Below are 17,629 nucleotides of genomic sequence, written 5' to 3' on the forward strand. Positions count from 1 at the left end.
CAGTCCTCTTTCTTAATAAAACAAACGTTCAGGGAATGGGGAGGGACCGTAATGCCCTACGAGACTAAGAAAATAATACTGGAAAAGGCAAAAGGGCTCTTGCCGAGAATTCGAAATGCCATCTATGAGCCAATAGCAGCTTTGACAGTTTCAGCGTGGGTGACAAAGGAGCCTGTCCCTTATGCAGAGCGTACGTCCGGAAACTACATGGATGTGAAGCCGGGTGATAAATGGGGAAATTTATGGGATTGTGCATGGTTCCGTTTCGAGGGCAGTGTGCCGGAGAGCGCTGCGGGGAAGAAAGTCGTGCTGCTCATTGATGTAAATGGTGAGCTGTGCTTGGTTGATAACGAAGGATCACCTTATCAAGGACTCACCAACATTAACTCCGAATTTGATTTCAGCCTTGGATTGCCGGGGAAGCGTGTGGTAGATATCAGTGAATCTGCTGCCGGAGAAGCCATTCAACTCTGGGCAGATGCTGGGTGCAATGATTTATTCGGGAAATATCGAAGCGGTACGCTCAAAGAAGCGGATATCGCGATATGCAACGACGAAACCCGTCGTCTCTATTATGACTATGAGGTGCTGCTGGAACTGGCGGAGCAACTGCCTGATGCCGGCGCAAGGAAAGAACGAGTTATTCAGAGCCTATACGAGGCTGCGCTTGTGCTTGAAGTCATTAATGAAGAAACCGTTGCTCGCGCTAGGGAGATTCTAGCTACGCAACTTGCCAAGCGCGGAGGAGATCCGACCGTGACGGTTAGCGCGATTGGGCATGCACATATGGATTTGGCATGGTTATGGCCGATTCGGGAGACGATTCGCAAGGGAGCACGGACGTTCTCGACCGTACTTCGCAACATGGAGAAGTATCCTGATTATGTGTTCGGCGCAAGTCAGCCGCAGCTGTATCAATGGATGAAAGAGTACTATCCGACCCTCTACGACCAGATCAAAGCGAGAGTGAAGGAAGGACGCTGGGAAGTACAAGGCGCCATGTGGGTGGAGCCGGATACGAATATTTCCGGCGGCGAAGCGCTGGTTAGGCAGATCTTGTATGGGAAGAAGTTTTTCCAGGAAGAGTTTGGCGAGGAGATGAAGGTGCTGTGGCTTCCGGATGTATTCGGCTACAACGGGAGTCTTCCGCAAATTCTGAAGAAGTCCGGCGTTGACTATATGATGACGCAGAAGCTGTCATGGAGCGTATACAATACGCATCCGCATCATAGCTTTCATTGGGAAGGTATTGATGGCAGCAAAGTGCTTGCCCATCTGCCGCCTGAGGATACGTATAATAGTCCCGGAGCACCGAGATCGCTTGCGAAGATCGAGAGCAACTATCTAGACCGCAACGTTTCCGAGCATGCTTTGATGTTGTTTGGCATAGGTGATGGCGGAGGCGGACCGGGCGAAGAACATCTGGAACGTTTGGCGCGTGAGCATAATCTGCTCGGATTGCCGCCGGTTGTTCAGGAATCTTCTCTATCCTTCTTCGAGAAGCTGGCAGAGGAAGGGCCGCGCTTCCAAACGTACCGCGGTGAGCTGTATTTGGAGAAGCATCAAGGGACGTTGACGTCGCAAGCGAGAAACAAATGGTATAACCGCAAAATGGAGAAGTCGCTGCGAGAGCTGGAATTTGCTGCATCGCTGGCACTTGTGCTCGGCGGGCAGGCGTATCCTACAGAAGAGCTTGATACCATATGGAAAGAAGTTTTGTTATATCAATTCCATGATATCCTGCCAGGTTCTTCGATTACGCGTGTGTTCGATGAATCACTGGCTCGTTATGAAATCCTTCATACCCGAGTGGCAGAGATGATTGAGCAGACTTATGCGAATGTTGCGGGATTGTCCGGCATTGCCGGCGGGCAGGCGATCGTTGTCAATTCGCTGCCATGGGATCGCGAAGAGGTAGTGGAACGGAATGGCGTTCAATACGATGTCAAAGTGCCGTCAATGGGCTTTATTGCGCTCTCGGAAGAGCTGCGCAGTAACCGGAACGACCAGCGGCAGGCTTCTTATGAGCTGCATGCAGATGAAGCTTCACTTGAAAACCGTAATCTGCGCGTTACGTTTGCTTCGGATGGAAGCATTCTATCGATCTATGACAAAGTCGCGGGCAGAGAATCTATTGAAGTCGGCAAGAAAGCGAATGTGCTGACCATCTATCATGACAAAGGCGATGCATGGGATTTCCCGCGCGATTACCGAGATACAGTAGCAGGTACGATGCAGCTGGAAAGCTCTTCTGCTTCCATTCAAGGCTCAAATGCAGTGCTTGTGCAAACCTATCGCTATGGCGAGTCTTTCTTGGAGCAACGTATCGTATTGGCTGAGGATGGAACGACCATTCAGTTCGAAACGAAAGTGGATTGGCAGGAGTCGGAGAAAATGCTTCGGACTTCCTTCCCTGTCACCGTAATGTCGGACCAAGTCAATTGCGAGATTCAGTTCGGCTATCTGAAACGGCCGACAACGCGTAATACAATGGTAGAGTTCGTTAGAGATGAAATTTGCGCACATCAATATATAGATTTATCACAGCCTGATTATGGTGTCGCGCTGCTTAGCGACAGCAAGTACGGCTTTAGTGCGGAGAGAAATGTACTGGACATGAATTTGCTGCGCAGCCCCGGCTATCCGGACCCTGCCTGCGACCGTGCTGAGCACAAGTTCGTGTATGCGATCTATCCGCATCAGGGCGACTTCGTTCAGGCGAAGGTGTACCGTAAAGGTTATGAGCTAAACACGCCGCTTACGGTTGTGCAGTCGGCGGGTGCCGCACCTGCAGCAGGGCGTTCCGAGCTGCGTTCTCTCATTCAAATCGATAATCCGAATGTGATGATCGAGGCTGTCAAGAAAGCGGAGGATGGCGAGCATCTTATCATCCGGTTGTACGAAGCTTCAGGTACGCGGGCGCTGGTAAATGTGAACTTCGGCCTGACCTGCCAGACAGTCGAGGAGACTGATCTGCTGGAGAATCCGATAGCTGCTTTGCAGGGAATGTCGAGCTCGGCGGAGCTGACCTTCCAGCCTTTTGAGATTAAGACGCTCCGCATCAAGTTGAAAGCATAGCCGGAAAACCGGAAAGGGAAGGGCTGACCTTCCCTTTTCTCTGTACATTAATAAGGAGGCATGCAGCCGTGTCCTTGAATTCAAGAGATCGTTTGAACGAATTAACCGGTTTTCAGGAGGGTGGGCCGTACCATCCGTCGTATGATTTGCAGACTGATTTTGTCATGGTGTATGGGATTCGCGGGGACTTGAAGGAACGCATTCGTACGTGGAAGGAAAAGGGGTATGTGGTGCATCTGATGACCGGCGTATCTTGGGGCGGTTATCAGCATTACTTGAATGGCGAAGTGGATGGCAGAACGCACTGGGATGAAGCGCAGAAGAATCGCAGAAACGAGCATATTATTCACGGGACTTCCGTGGATATCCCCTATATGGTGCCGACGATAGCTTATGCGGATTTCCTAACCGAGCAAATTCGCGTCGCTGTTGATGCAGGCGTGGAAGCGATCCATTTGGAAGAGCCGGAGTTCTGGGTGGAAGGCGGCTATTCCGACGCTTTCAAACGAGAGTGGGAAATTTATTACCGGGAGCCGTGGCAGCCACCGCATGCGACGGTTGATGCGCAATATCGGGCTTCGAAGCTGAAGGTGCATCTCTATGCCCGTACGCTGGACCGGATTTGCAACACGCTGAAGGAATATGCGAAGGTCAAGTATGACCGGAATATTCGGTTCTATGTGCCGACACATAGTTTGATTAACTATACGCAGTGGCGTATTGTCAGCCCGGAGTCGAAGCTGCTCGAGCTACCTGGTATTGACGGTTATATTGCGCAGGTGTGGACGGGGACGGCTCAGACGCCGAATGTCTATGAGGGAGTTCGTAAAGAACGCACTTTCGAGACGGCTTTTCTGGAATACGGCATTATGCAGGAGCTTGTTCGCGGCACGGACCGCCGGATGTGGTTCTTGCATGATCCGATTGCCGATGATCCGAAGCATACGTGGGAGGATTACCGCCAGAATTATATTCGGACCTTGGTTGCCTCGCTTCTGCATCCGCATGTAAGCCGGTATGAGGTATGCCCTTGGCCTAGACGGATCTATCATGGCACCTATCCGAAACAAGGTGAAGGGGGGCGCGTAAACATCCCGGCTACCTATGCGACAGAGCTGCAGGTTGTACTGAATACGCTCGCAGACATGGATCAACCGGATACGGAATGGTTGACCTCGAACCTGCAAATCGGCGTGCTGCTGGCGGATTCCGCTATGTTCCAGCGCAATCATCCCGATTGGAGCGAAGAGGCGACCGGATTCAAATATGACGGTACGGAAGTGGCATCGGCGCTTGGCAGCGAGTTTATGGAACTGCTTGATTGGTCGCCATTCTATGGGCTGACCTTGCCTTTATTGAAACACGGTGCGGCCGTACGGCCTGTTCAGCTGGATAACGCCGGAAGATTCGCGGGTTATCTGGATGACTACAAAGCGCTGGTTCTAAGCTATGAGTATATGAAGCCGGAATCGGCCGGTCTTCATAATGTATTGGCAGAATGGGTGAAGGATGGGGGAGCGCTCGTCTATATAGGCGATGGCAGCGACGACTTCCATACCGTTCGTGAATGGTGGAATCAGGGGGCAAAGAAATACGCCTCTCCGATGGAGCATCTCTTTACATGTCTGGGCTTGGAAGCCTCCTTACAGCCAGGTGTTTATTCCGTTGGCCAAGGAAGTCTGGCTTATTTGAATGTTCATCCTGCCGAGTGCGCGCTTCATGCCGACGCAGCCGAGCAGCTGCGGTTGACGGTCAGGGGAGCGCTTGCGGCAGCGGGTGGCGCTCAGGGACAGGATGCTGCTGGCTCGCAGTGGGAAACGATGAACCGCATGGCGTTGCGCCGTGGTCCTTATGTTATAGCAGCCGTGCTGGAAGAGTCGGTCGATACGCAGTCGTTCGTGCTGAACGGGGCATATGTGGATTTGCTGAACGCTGACCTTCCCGTGCTTCATGAGGTAACGGTAGAGCCGGGGGAACAAGCGCTGCTCTATGATCTGAGCAGAGTAGGGGAAGGCGTGCAGCTTATTGCTGCGGCATCCAGAATCGATGGAATCGAGGAGCGGGACGGCGGGTTTGCGTTCGTCGCTCGAGGACCGGAAGGCATTCAGGCTTCTGCGCGCTTCCGCTGCCCGCGTGAGCCGAAGCGGGTTGTTCTAGGTGCCGCGGATGGTTCCAAGTCTCAGAGGGCTTACGTTTGGGATGAGGGGAGTATGACGTTGCTGCTCCGTTATGCGAACAGCCCTGATGGTGTTCAGGTGGAAGTGTTGTGGTAGTTGATTAGGAATGGAACAGACCGAAGGCCGCAGTCGCGGTCTTCGGTCTGTCGAGAACCCGCGTTGATAGAACGTGGGTTTTTCAGCTTCCGGCAGGGGCATGTCCTGTGCCTCTGCGATGAACGAATGCTACTGTCGCTTCTAACTCTAACGGTTGTGACAGTGGCTATTTAGCCTGAATTTACCCTATTTATTTTCTAACGGTTGCCAGCGAGCTTATCTGAACGTTTTCCACTAGGAATCGACCAATATGCTGCGAATAACGTCTGTCACAACCGTTAGCGTTTCAAAAAGGCATATATTCACGAAATAGCCACGCTGACAACCGTTACAGTTTTATTCATGTTGTATAGACTAACATTGGCTGTCGAGACTTTCTTGGGCAGCCTGAAGACCGCGATCGCGGTCTTTTTTTGTTATTAGTTTCTCAGTTTGTATGTCGTTTATGGATTCGAGGCGGTCCCAGATGTAGGGCTAGCTGTTTATTTTTATGGGAAATTTTGTCGAAACGATTGTGTTATCATAAAAGATATATTAAATATATACATGAGGTTAAAGTTTCGGTTGGCTACGAGCAGCGGCTGTTGAGGAGGTGCGGGTGTAAGCGACTGGGACTGATTTACGAAGCCCGACGAACGATTCTGTAGAAGCGTTACAATCCCATAACTGAGAGGTGTAAGTAAATATGATCCGTAAGCTAACCGCAATCAGTCTTGCATTAGTATCCACGATAACATTCTCGTCAGGCACGTTCGCCGAGTCTCCTCAGGAGAATGCTCCACAGCCGCAGAATGCAAACCAATCTACGCAGTCCATCTCTTGGCCGAAGGAGCAAATGCTTCCAAGCTTCAAACAGGCGAAGCAGCTTGATGTTGCTGATATTTACGATGCTCCAGGGGACATAAAGCTGTTGTTCAGTACCTTGCAGGGTATTGTGAATCGTCAGGAGCCGCGGATCTACCTGCTTGAGAACAAAGAAGAAGGTAAATTCAAGTGGCTTAACGATCTGAATGTAAACTACCGCGTCTACGACAGCTACTGGGATATTCTGAAGCGCTATAAAGGCGAAGTCAAAGGCATCATCGTTTACGATCCGGCCGTCCCGGATTCGATTAACGTTGCGACAACGTTGGCAGGGCTAAGAGGCGGCGTTGCAGTAAGCCCGGAGCTTGCGGCACAGCTGAAAGCTGCTCCTTATAACCTAAGCGTAATTGAGGATCTGCAGGGGAAATTCAAAGACCGGTTGGATGCCTACACGTGGCAGTATGAGAATCTATGGAAAGAAACGACACACCGGATGATAGTCGGCCTCAGCCCTGACGTAACGGCGAAGGCGCCTGTCGAACAGCCGGACCGCTTCGAAACGGTTGCACAGGAGCCGACGGAAGAGCGGGATGCTGCGAATCGGAAAGTATATGACCTCGACTTGAGCAAATATCTGAGCAAGCCGGATGTGTATGTGAAGTTCGGCGATGCTTTCCCGGCTGACGGATGGGGGGCAGCGGTGCATGAAGTTACCGTGAAGGCGGATGGCCAAGTCATCGCACATTTCCTTCCGGGTAAGCCTGAGGAAGAGCCGTTCCTCTATGATCCGCAGAGCTCGCAGGTTTCGGATGGCAGCGGCGGTCATCGTTTTGCGGATAACGGTCGTTACTTCACGTACAAATTCACACCGCCGGCCGGTACGAAAGAGCTGGTTGTGTCCGCAGAAATGTGGAATCAATACAAAGTAAGTGCAAGCAATGAGAAGCCGTTCACGTCAATGACGAAGGAGCCGTATGGTTATCTGCGCGACTACGCGGTTGCCAATAAAGCGATGGTGTTCTGGCTCGATTCCAACGTTCCGGCGCAGAAGGAGCTCTTTGAGAAAATCCTCTCTGATGTGAAACCGGGCACGCCTTACTTAGGTTGGTTCAACAATGATGTGGAAGGCGAGTTCAACGGCGTTGAAGTCACGTCCAACCATGGCGTTTATGTTCTGGCCGCAGACTGGTTTAGCAATCTAACGGTGTTCTCCGGTTCCAAGCCGAAGGATGTGAAGTCCAAAGCGCCTGCACCGGTGAAGCTAGAGAACAAAATCTATGTCACCTATACGTTCAGTGAAGGGGACAACCTTCAGTATAACCAGCACCGGATGCGTATTCTGTGGGATGATCCAAAGCGCGGTCAAGTGCCGATTAACTGGACATCCAGCCCGCTGTTATATGATGCGGCTCCGGTCATGCTGAACTACTTCCGGAGTTCGCAAACAGCGAATGATCAAATTATCGCCGGACCTTCCGGCGCCGGATACTTCTACCCGGACGCTTGGCCGGACAGCTCGTTCGCCGATTTCTTGAAGAACAGCAAGAAGTATCTGAAACAGACGGGAATGGACATTCCTTATATCCTTAACCGTGTAGACGGACAGAACATCCCGCTTAGTGATGCGAAGAGTACGGCATACCTTAAGGAGTACAATCCATCAGGAGTATTCTTGAGCTGGGGCGATACTTCCGAAGTGCAAATCAGCAATGGATTGCCGGTTTCGACAATCCGAGGCATTAGCGCTGTGAGCGAAGGCAAGAACATTCTCGCCGATGCCAAAGCGAAATGGGACGGCAAATCGCCGCTCTTCATCTCTATCGGTCTTCTGGCTTGGAGCTTGACACCTACAGACGTTGTTGCGATTACCGATTCGCTCGGACCTGAATATGACGTCGTCCTGGCGGACCAGTATTTCTCGCTGATTCGTCAAGCGAACAAACTGCCTAGCAAGCCGTAACGCAAGCACGCGCAAGAGGCTTCCCTTCGCACGTTCAACCGAACGTGAGGGGAAGCCTCTTTCGTTACCATGTTTTACTAGTTTATGTCAACAATAATCTAACAATTTGAATCAATATGTCAAATCTTGCAATTCGATTTATACTAATACTATAAGAACAACTGCCAAAGGGGTAAGTAGAAGTCCATGGACGAAGTTCAGCGTATGATCGAAGAATTGAAGAAGGAAATACCGGAATTGCGAGATGTGCCGACGGAGGAACTGATTGCGTTTATTCAGAATGCGGTCATCAAGTCGTTTCTTCAAAAACAAGCTGAATGATCTTCTCCAGCTTCGCTCTGGCACGCTCTCTTGTCAGATCAATATTATAGCGCTGCACGAGGTCCTTGATGATGATTTCCTCTTGCGTAGATGCCATCGGCGTATAGGTGAACTCTTTGCCTGTCGTTAGCCAATCCACACTAACTTCGAAGAATGCTGCGATATGTGATGTCATATCATGGCCGGGCTCACGTTTATTCGTCTCGTACATCCCTAATGTGCTTTTCCCAATCGACAGCATCTTCGAAAACTCCTCCTGCGACAACTCCTTGCGATGCCTTAAGTAAGAAAGTCGTTCTCCGAACGTACGCATCCGTTCACCCCCATAACGTCATCCAATTATTTGCTATTATAGCTTACAACCTATGGTCGAGGAAAATCAGACTCGAAATGTGTCTATCGTTATTTACAATCACGTAATGTGAACATATACTAATAGCTATGAAAGTCGCGATATGTGATTGTTATGGGAGGTAGAATACAATAGGTGGTCAATCAGAGCAATCAGAGCAACGAGAGAACGGACTCCATTTATGTCTACTGTGTCAAAATGGAACCGGTCAACAACCAGGTTATTTGTCGAAATTTGAATCTGGCCACAGAAGTGTTGTACATGGGGGTAACGCCGCAGTTAAGGGGGAAGTCCAGCTATAAGGCTGGCATTCCGATGTTTGTAACGATGGATGGCATCTACTTGCAATTAGTCAATGTGGAACACTATAAGCAGGTGCTGACACCACTTGGCTATGATTTGTTTCATCCATCCTGTCTGGTCAATGTCCCTCTTGTGGACCGAATTGAGGTAGGTTTGTACGGCAACGATGCCTATTTCAAGGGGGATGCGGGAATAAGTGTCCCGATTTCGAAGGCGAAGATTAAGAAATACTCGCATCTGCTGGTTAAGGTGAACTAACGGTTTCTATAGGTTACACACAACGCAGGCTTCTCTCCCACGTTCCCTTGAACTTGGAGGTGAGAAGCCTGCGTTGTTATTTACTGCTGTCTCGACGATGAACTCTCGCCAATGACGACTTCGGCCGCTAAGCGCACCGTCTCGAACGCGCGGTTAGGCTTGCTCATGCGGGTAAGCAGCTGCTCCGTCGCCCGCTGGCCGAGCTGGTGCTCGTCGAGCGCGACGGTCGTAAGGGTGAAGCCGAGAAACTCAGCTTCACTAATCTGGTCGAATCCGGTAACAGCGATATCGCGGGGGACGGCATTGCCGATTTCATAGAGATACTTGATGACATGAAGGGCGATCTTATCATTCGCACAAACGAAGGCGGTTGGCAGCTTCGTCAATTCCCTCAAGGAACGTGCAATCCCTTCATAGTTCTGATAACTCTCCGGGTTCTGCGATGTAATGCAGAGGGATGGCTGGATCTGCAAATTCGCATCGAAATGAGCGCGCTGGAAGCCGAACCAACGCTCCATGAAGCTGCGGCATGAGTGAATTTCGCCGATAAACCCGATTTCAGTATGACCGTGATTCATTAGATGCCGCGTGATCTGGTAGATGCTGTCTTCATTCTCCATAAAGACGACATCTGCCTGCAAGCCGGACAGCGGTATATCGGGATGGATATTAATGAACACCTTCGGATGCGGGAGTGCCATCAGTTTCTCTGTATAAGGTTGGTCGAAGCTGCCTGCTACGATAAAACCGGCAATGTCACTTGCAAGCAGGGCCGGCAGCTCAAGCGCTTCAATATCTTCATTCTTAATAAAGCTGAGCTTCATCTCATATCCGTTATGGCTGATCATCTGCTCCACGCCGCTTAAGACATTCATCCAGAAGCCTGTTCCGTGATTAATCTGGCTCTTGGTGATATAGGCAATGCTCCGGGCTTTGCCGATGGATTCAGCAGCAGTACCGCTAGTTGCGGAGGGCTTCAATTTCTTATAGCCCATTGCAATGGCGTGGTCCACCACTTTCTTTCGCGTTTCTACGGTAATGCTGGGATGGCCGTTAAGCGCCTTGGAAACCGTGTTTCGGGAAAGGCCGAGTGCTAGGGAAATATCGCTGGTCGTCATTTTTCTGTTCACGGTAACCCATCCTTCGATGTTGAAATCTCTCTTTTCATTGTAAGTTAGCCGTGATTTTAGTCAATAAACAAAACATCATTTTTGTAACTAAACAAAATGATGAACGAACAAAGCCTAAACAATAGATAAATTCGAAAATTGCATATTTACAGTAATAAAATGAAGCGACTATAATCAGAATCACTAAACAGTTAAGGATTCAAGTTGAAATTGTAAACTTAAATGTTACAAAATTTACAGTATTGTAAAGTTCGAGTTCCAAAGCAGAATCCAAAACTGTGTTTCTTTTTTTCACAAAAATGTAAGCGCTTCACGATGCCGAGAGGGGGAGTTCTAGCGAGAATGTCAATGCTAGGCTTTAGGAAATCTACTAAAACTAAATTAGTTGGGGTGAATGAAGAATGATAAAGCTTCGTAAACAGATCGCCTTATTCCTCATCATGTCTATGTTGGCAGCTTTGCTAGTCGTACCTGCAAGTGTAAACGCTGCAGCGGATCCAGCACAATTCAATTTCGAGACGAATACACAAGGATTTACAGGAACGTCCGGGGCGACGCTCGCTGTCACTACGGAGAAGGCCTACCAAGGCAATCAATCCATGAAGATGACACTTAATGTTACAGGCTCCGCAGGGCCGTTCGCTAAATTAAGCTCACCTGCCGGACTAACTGCAGGAAGCACTTATGAATTCCATATTTGGGTACCGAGCGGCGCAAGCATCGCAGGTGTCCAGCCTTATATGATGGACAGCACCTGGTCTTGGACAGGCAACTACGTGCCGTATACCAATTTGACGAAGGATGCATGGAATACGCTGACACTGACAATCCCAGCCGGTGCCAAGACGCCTTTCAACGAGTTTGGCGTTCAAGTGCAATCGAGCGGCGACTTTGCTGGCAGCGTCTATATCGACAGCATCGGCATTCTTGGCGGTACGCCTGTTGAGGTTCCGAATCCTGCAGGCTTAAGCGATCTTCGCGTCAACGGCACGACGGTAGCCGGTTTCACAAGCAAAGATCTCTCGTATATTGCACATGTTCCGAACGGAACGACTTCAGCAGCTGTAACGGCTACAACTACTGCAGCTGATGCAGCTGCGACGATTACCGGAGGCAGCAATCTTGCCGTCGGTGAGAATGCAGTTACGGTAGAGGTAACGGCGAAGGATCTAACCAAGCAGACGTATACGATTAGATTGATTCGCGATCTTCCTTCAAGCCAAGGCAATCACATTACAATCCAAGGCACAGCGTTCAATGCCGGTCATGAGCGCATTTGGTTCAACGGAGCCAATACGCCTTGGGATAACTGGAATGATTTTGGCGGCGATTTCGATTACGACTTCTGGGATACCCACTTTGCGCTCCTGCATGCTAATGGCGTGAATGCATCCCGCGTTTGGATTACTTCCAACGGAGAAGTCGGCATCAACATCGATGCTAACGGGCATGTATCCGGTGCGACAGCGGCACATTGGAATGATCTGGACAGCTTGTTCTACTTGGCTCAGAAGCATGGCGTGTATATCATGGCAACGCTGCTTTCTTTTGACCATATGAAGAACTCCCATCCGAGCTATGACAGCTGGAGAAAGATGTTAATGAGCGAGGCTAACATCGATTCCTATGTCAGTAACTACGTTATTCCGTTCACGAATCGGTACAAGGACAATCCTTATCTGTGGTCGATCGACTTTATGAACGAGCCGGATTGGGTGTTCGAGGAAAGTAAACTTCCTTGGGAGAACCTCCAGTCCCTCTTCGCCAAAATGAGTGTAGGCATTCATGAGAACAGCAACGTGCTTACAACAGTAGGCGTAGCGATGATCAAATACAACAGCGACACTTGTACGGAAGGCTGCCAAGGCAATAAAGTCGGCGATGGTGTGTTGATGGCTAAAGTCGGCGGCAATCCGCAGGCGAAGCTTGATTTCTGGTCACCGCATTACTACGACTGGATGGGTCAATATTGGGGCAACCCGATGTACATGACACCGGAGCAGTTCGGATTGTCAGCGGATCGTCCGGCGGTTATCGGCGAGACAGCAGCACTAGGCACGTCAGGTCATACATTGACGCAGGATTATGTCAGTGCATACACGAATGGCTGGCAAGGCATGATGCCTTGGACCTCCAACGGCGTAGACGGTCTTGGTGATCTTACGCGAGTCGGTCCGGCGGCAAGCAGCTTCTACAACCAACATCCTGACTTGGTGTTCCCATCCGGCATTTCCAAGAATGCGAACCTGAGTGACCTGAAAGTCGACGGTGTCACGGTAGCAGGCTTCTCGGCGGATACGCTCTCCTATTCCTTGCAGGTGCCGAACGAAACGACTTCGATCGCGGTGACAACGACAGCTGATCCGTATGCAACGGTTGCGGTGAATGGCGGTACGTCACTTGCGGTTGGAAACAACACGGCGACGGTAACGGTAACAGCTGAGAATGGCAGCAGCAAGGTATACACGCTGACAATCACTCGGGCTAAATCCAGCAACACCGCGCTAAGCGAATTGAAAATTAACGGGCAATCGCTGATTGCTTTAGTACCCGGCAAGCTTACGTATTCCGTAACCGTGCCGAACAGTACGATTGTGGTGTATGTGAGTGCTAAAGCGGAAAGTGAAACAGCCAAGGTTTCCGTGGATCCTGCTTTATCGCTCGTCATCGGGAGTAATCAAGTAAACGTGCAAGTAACAGCGGAAGATGGCACGAAGCAAACCTATACCATTACGATTACGCGCGCTAAATCAAGCAATGCAAATCTAAGCTTGCTATTAATTGACGGGAAACCGGTTCCGGGCTTCTCTCCTGACAAGCTCGCTTATAAGGTAAACGTATCTAAGAACACGAAGTCGGTTCAAGTTACAGCGCTTTCGGTATTCCCTACAGCCAAAGTAGCGATTACCGGCGGCAGCAGCTTGGTGAAAGGCAACAACACCGTGACGGTGAAAGTAACGGCACCGGACGGTACAACGCAGCAAATTTACACGATAATCATTGTCCGCGGTTAATCCAAAACCGTCTAAGTTTGATTCTTCCGGGAGGTATCGAGCAGTCAGCATAGAGCCGGTTTGAAGACGGAGGCCTTTCGCGAGAGGGGGAATGTCTGATGTAACTGCCAGCATGGCCATACTAGCGGCTTAGCTAACGCAAGAGATGACTACCCTATTCTGATGAACATGGGAGTGATTGAAATGACGTTAACGACTCGTCGGACTTTATCCTTACTTATGGTGATGTGTATGCTCGCAACCTTGCTGACGCTCGTACCGAAGAAGGCGAGCGCTGCGTTCGGGGACCGTATTACGGTATCCGGAACGCAGTTTATGGCCGGCGGAAAGCGGATTTGGATGAATGCCGCGAATACGCCATGGAATTCCTGGAATGATTTTGGCGGCAGCTTCAACGCCACCTGGTGGGGCAATCATTTCAAGTCGCTGCACGATAATGGTGTCAACGCGACGCGGATTTGGATTACTTGCAATGGCGAAGTCGGCATTAATATCGCAACGGACGGTACGGTATCCGGCGCTACGACGGCACACTGGAACAATCTCGATACGCTGTTCCAATTGGCGCAGCAGAACGGCATCTATATTATGGCGACGCTCATCTCGTTCGACCACTTTAAGAACAGCCACACCAACTACATGAAATGGCGGAACATGATCAATAGCAGCAGCAAAACAGATACGTTCGTGAATAACTACATTATCCCGTTCGTCAACCGTTACAAGAACAATCCGTATCTGTGGTCGATCGATCTGGTCAACGAGCCGGACTGGATCTATGAGGATGCGGCGGCAGGACAGCTGCCTTGGAACGTGCTTCAGCGTTACTTTGCCAAAGCCGCGGTGGCGATTCACAACAACAGCCAAATTCTCGTGACGGTCGGCATGGCGATGATCAAGTATAACAGCGATACTGTATCCGGCGCACAAGGCAACAAGATCAGCAATTCGGCGCTGCAGGCCCAAGTGAACAACACGAAGGCGAAGGTCGACTTCTACTCGGTGCACTACTATGACTGGATGGGGCAGTATTGGGGCAATCCGTTCTACACGTCGCCTGCATCCTTCGGCCTCGAAACAAGCAAGCCGGCCATGCTCGGAGAAACGCCGGGCGTAGGAACTTCCGGGCATACGCTGACGCAGGATTATGAGAACGGCTACTTGAACGGTTGGCAGGGAGTGCAGGCTTGGACCTCGAACGGGGTTGATTCGGCCGGCAACTTTAGCACGCTAACGCCTGCGACGAATGCGTTCCGCAACAATCATACCGCATTGGTATTCCCGTCTTAAGCGCAATTCAGCGGCATCCATCAAAGGCTGGCCCTTGGTCCGAATGGACCAAGGCCAGCCTTGCTTCATAGAGGAAGCGTGAAGTTTGTCAGAATATGGATTATTATGGCGGATTGACGGTTCCCTTTTGCATTCCTTACAATAATAACAATCAATGGAAACTACTCATCAGGAGCGGGGGAACCACAATTTGCTGCCGAAATCATCGTACTCTTTGAAGAACAGAGCCTACTTTTTCCTAATCCTTAGTTCTATCATTCCCTTATCTCTAATCGGCTACATCTCCTATGTATCTATGATTTCCCTGCTAAACACGAATATCGATGATGGCATTCACAGCAATATGAAACAGTTCCAAATTAGCGTTGACCATGTATTCTCGAATTTAGAAGATTCAGCGCTGCAGCTTGCGATGTATAACGGGCGAGTGGCCGATGATATTGAGACCTTTATTGATACCAAGGATATTATGACCAAATATGAGAAGAAGAAAGCGGTCATTGAAAGCATTTCGCTCATAAATGCCGCTAAGCCGGATATTGGGCTGATTTTCTTCTATCACGCCAATAAGAATCAAGTCATGTTCGAGAATCAAAGTGTCGATGATGGGTTTAGTCTGGAGCTGCTGCCGCAGCTGGCAGATGGCCTTAACGCAAACTTCTACGGACCGCATATGACAGTGAAGCGTGCGAAGGACATGATGGTTTTCTCGATTGCGCGAAAGGTCAACCTCATTGAGGGAGCCGATTTATACGTATATATCGAGACCAGCATCAAACTGTTTGAAGATCTGTTGAAATCGCAGCGTTACAAGCTGGATGTATCGTCGATCCTGCTCAATGACAAAGGCCAAGTGATGTACAGTCAGCGTCCGGAGGATTTCGCAATTGGCGAGCGGATCGATGTGAAGCAGCTAAGCAGTACGGGCAAATCGGATTCCATCAAGAAAGGCTACTATGTCTTCTCGCAGAAGGGCGAGCTGGGGTGGTATATTCTCTCCGCCGTCGAGACGAAGGCTTATAGCGCAGATGTGAAGAAGTGGATCGGCAAATTCGCGCTGTTCGCCGTACTGTCGATTGTCATCAGTATATTGCTCGGGCTCTCCATATGGAGAATTGTCTCGCGGCCGCTGCGGACAATTAATAGAGAGATTATGTTGCTGGCGCATAACAAATTTAATTCCAAAGTAAAGATGACCGGAATTGTCGAGTTTGATAGTTTGCTAGTGCAGTTTAACGATATGAAAATCAAAATTTCGGACTTGTTCAAGGAGCTGGAGGAGAAGGAGCGCAAGAAACGAGTGATTGAGGTGGAGAAAATCCTTCATCAGATTAATCCTCATTTCTTGCATAATACGCTGAATACCGTCCAGTGGCTGGCAAGAATGAATGGGCAGGACGAGATCGACCGTCTGGTCGCCCTATTCACGAGAGTGCTTCACTATAACCTGGGCAAGGAAGGCGGCATCGTCTCCTTGAACGAGGAAGTGGAGGCGCTTCAGAACTATGTGGATTTGCAGCGAATTCGGTACGCCTATCATTTTGACGTGCAAATTGTCGTCGATCCTACGCTTGGTGATGTAAGTATTCCGCGGTTTATCATGCAGCCGATTGTGGAGAATGCCATCTATCACGGTCTCAAAGATGAGAGCGGGTCTATCAAGATTGCCGTGTATGAGCAGGACAAGCAGTTGATTATTACCGTTGAGGACAGCGGTGAAGGGATGACCGACGCGGACATTGCAAGAATGCTGGAGCCGCAATCCGAGGAGCACAAGAAGGTCGGTATGGGAATCGGACTAAGCTATGTCAAATACATGCTTGAAGTGAATTATGGGCAAGAGGCTGAAATGGACATCAAAGGCGAGAAGGGTGTAGGGACTGTATTTAAGCTCCGTCTACCTATCAATCGCATAGCGCATAAGGAGGAATCGCAATGATCAATACCTTAATCGTAGACGATGAAATTTATGTGAGAAAAGGGCTTATTTCTGTGCTGCCGTGGGAGAAATTCAGCTTTAAGATCGTTGGCGACGTCAGCAGCGGGGACAAAGCGCTTGAATTTCTGAAGGACAACAGTGTCGATGTTATGTTTATGGATCTTACAATGCCGGGTATGTCAGGGTTTGAGCTTATGAAAGAGACGCGCAACAGCTTCCCTGATTTGAAGGTGGTCGTGCTGACCTGCCATCAAGATTTTGAGTTCATTCAAGAAACGATGCGCCTTGGCGCTATTGATTATATTGTGAAAACACAGCTGGAGAAGGAGAAGCTCGAGGACGTGTTGGAGCGGATCGAAAGCCGGATTCAGCGTGATAACAAAGATCGGAGCGGGAGCGATTATCCGCCGATCTTCAAGAACGAACATGGGAAACGTTATTCAGAGGAAGTGGTCTCCTGCATCAACAATGCCGTCAAATTCATGAACGAGCATTTATTCCATGGCATTAACCAAGAAGAGGTCGCTAAGGCCGTGAATATGAGCAGAGGGTATTTCAGCCTGTGTTTCAAGGATATCGTGGGAACCCCGTTCAGTGACTACTTGAAAAACTTGAAGATCCAATCTGCCGAATCGCTGCTGCGCAAAACGAGCAAGCCGGTCTACTTGATCGCCGACCAGCTCGGCTTCCAGGATGAGAAGTATTTCAGCAAGCTGTTCCGCGAGCATTGCGGCATGACGCCTACCGAGTTTCGGGAACGGAATCGGTAGTTCCGAACTTGCAATTTAAGCGCTTTCAACAACAAGGGAAAATTTTGCTGTAATGGTACGAAATTTGTATTGTAAACGTGTACAACAGATAACCGAATTCCCAGTTGCTGATGATGATTGTCTATCTCGTCCTTCCG

At 49.7% G+C, this 17,629-nt stretch carries 11 protein-coding genes; 9 read left to right on the forward strand and 2 right to left on the reverse strand.

The annotated features are described in order from the left end of the window. Positions 1–51 precede the first annotated feature (51 nt). From AC0YNS_RS27130 to AC0YNS_RS27145, 4 genes are all read left to right on the forward strand, one after another. A complete protein-coding gene (locus AC0YNS_RS27130; RefSeq protein WP_475784059.1) occupies positions 52–3,078 on the forward strand; it encodes an alpha-mannosidase in 3,027 nt (1,008 codons plus the stop codon). Positions 3,079–3,146: 68 nt separating this feature from the next. Next, positions 3,147–5,351: a hypothetical protein gene (locus AC0YNS_RS27135; RefSeq protein ID WP_475784060.1), complete on the forward strand. Its 2,205-nt coding sequence runs from the start codon at positions 3,147–3,149 to the stop codon at positions 5,349–5,351. A 685-nt stretch (positions 5,352–6,036) separates the two neighbouring features. Then, positions 6,037–8,115, forward strand: a complete 2,079-nt coding sequence (locus tag AC0YNS_RS27140; RefSeq protein ID WP_475784061.1) for a GxGYxYP domain-containing protein — start codon at positions 6,037–6,039, stop codon at positions 8,113–8,115. Positions 8,116–8,301: 186 nt separating this feature from the next. Further along, on the forward strand, positions 8,302–8,436 hold the full coding sequence (locus tag AC0YNS_RS27145; protein WP_475784062.1) for a hypothetical protein: 135 nt from the start codon (positions 8,302–8,304) through the stop codon (positions 8,434–8,436). Here the strand turns inward: AC0YNS_RS27145 and AC0YNS_RS27150 are convergent. After that, positions 8,405–8,749, reverse strand: coding sequence for a helix-turn-helix domain-containing protein (locus AC0YNS_RS27150; RefSeq protein WP_475784063.1), 345 nt, complete (start codon positions 8,747–8,749; stop codon positions 8,405–8,407). The genes AC0YNS_RS27145 and AC0YNS_RS27150 overlap by 32 nt on opposite strands. A gap of 174 nt (positions 8,750–8,923) precedes the next feature. Between AC0YNS_RS27150 and AC0YNS_RS27155 the strand changes: the two genes are divergently transcribed. After that, complete coding sequence (locus tag AC0YNS_RS27155) at positions 8,924–9,349, forward strand: hypothetical protein (RefSeq protein WP_475784064.1); 426 nt, start codon at positions 8,924–8,926, stop codon at positions 9,347–9,349. 80 nt (positions 9,350–9,429) lie between these two features. On the opposite strand, the gene AC0YNS_RS27160 is transcribed toward AC0YNS_RS27155, so the two are convergent. Then, positions 9,430–10,479, reverse strand: a complete 1,050-nt coding sequence (locus AC0YNS_RS27160) for a LacI family DNA-binding transcriptional regulator (RefSeq protein WP_475784065.1) — start codon at positions 10,477–10,479, stop codon at positions 9,430–9,432. Between the two features lie 401 nt (positions 10,480–10,880). On the opposite strand from AC0YNS_RS27160, the gene AC0YNS_RS27165 reads away from it, so the two are divergent. From AC0YNS_RS27165 to AC0YNS_RS27180, 4 genes are all read left to right on the forward strand, one after another. Continuing rightward, positions 10,881–13,493, forward strand: a complete 2,613-nt coding sequence (locus tag AC0YNS_RS27165) for a cadherin-like beta sandwich domain-containing protein (protein ID WP_475784066.1) — start codon at positions 10,881–10,883, stop codon at positions 13,491–13,493. Positions 13,494–13,676: 183 nt separating this feature from the next. Further along, positions 13,677–14,783 carry a glycoside hydrolase family protein gene (locus AC0YNS_RS27170; protein ID WP_475784067.1) on the forward strand — a complete coding sequence of 369 codons (1,107 nt, stop codon included), beginning with the start codon at positions 13,677–13,679 and terminating at the stop codon, positions 14,781–14,783. A gap of 190 nt (positions 14,784–14,973) precedes the next feature. Then, positions 14,974–16,722, forward strand: coding sequence for a sensor histidine kinase (locus AC0YNS_RS27175; protein WP_475784068.1), 1,749 nt, complete (start codon positions 14,974–14,976; stop codon positions 16,720–16,722). Then, complete coding sequence (locus AC0YNS_RS27180; RefSeq protein ID WP_475784069.1) at positions 16,719–17,492, forward strand: response regulator transcription factor; 774 nt, start codon at positions 16,719–16,721, stop codon at positions 17,490–17,492. Before AC0YNS_RS27175 ends, AC0YNS_RS27180 begins: the two co-directional genes overlap by 4 nt. Positions 17,493–17,629: the final 137 nt, after the last annotated feature.

This window comes from Paenibacillus sp. J22FR21 (assembly GCF_056269135.1).

Coding starts and splice junctions, on each gene's coding strand:
- AC0YNS_RS27170 (WP_475784067.1), top strand. CDS start 13,677: ATGACGTTAACGACTCGTCGGACTTTATCCTTACTTATGGTGATGTGT.
- AC0YNS_RS27180 (WP_475784069.1), top strand. CDS start 16,719: ATGATCAATACCTTAATCGTAGACGATGAAATTTATGTGAGAAAAGGG.
- AC0YNS_RS27130 (WP_475784059.1), top strand. CDS start 52: ATGCCCTACGAGACTAAGAAAATAATACTGGAAAAGGCAAAAGGGCTC.
- AC0YNS_RS27140 (WP_475784061.1), top strand. CDS start 6,037: ATGATCCGTAAGCTAACCGCAATCAGTCTTGCATTAGTATCCACGATA.
- AC0YNS_RS27145 (WP_475784062.1), top strand. CDS start 8,302: ATGGACGAAGTTCAGCGTATGATCGAAGAATTGAAGAAGGAAATACCG.
- AC0YNS_RS27150 (WP_475784063.1), bottom strand. CDS start 8,749: ATGCGTACGTTCGGAGAACGACTTTCTTACTTAAGGCATCGCAAGGAG.
- AC0YNS_RS27165 (WP_475784066.1), top strand. CDS start 10,881: ATGATAAAGCTTCGTAAACAGATCGCCTTATTCCTCATCATGTCTATG.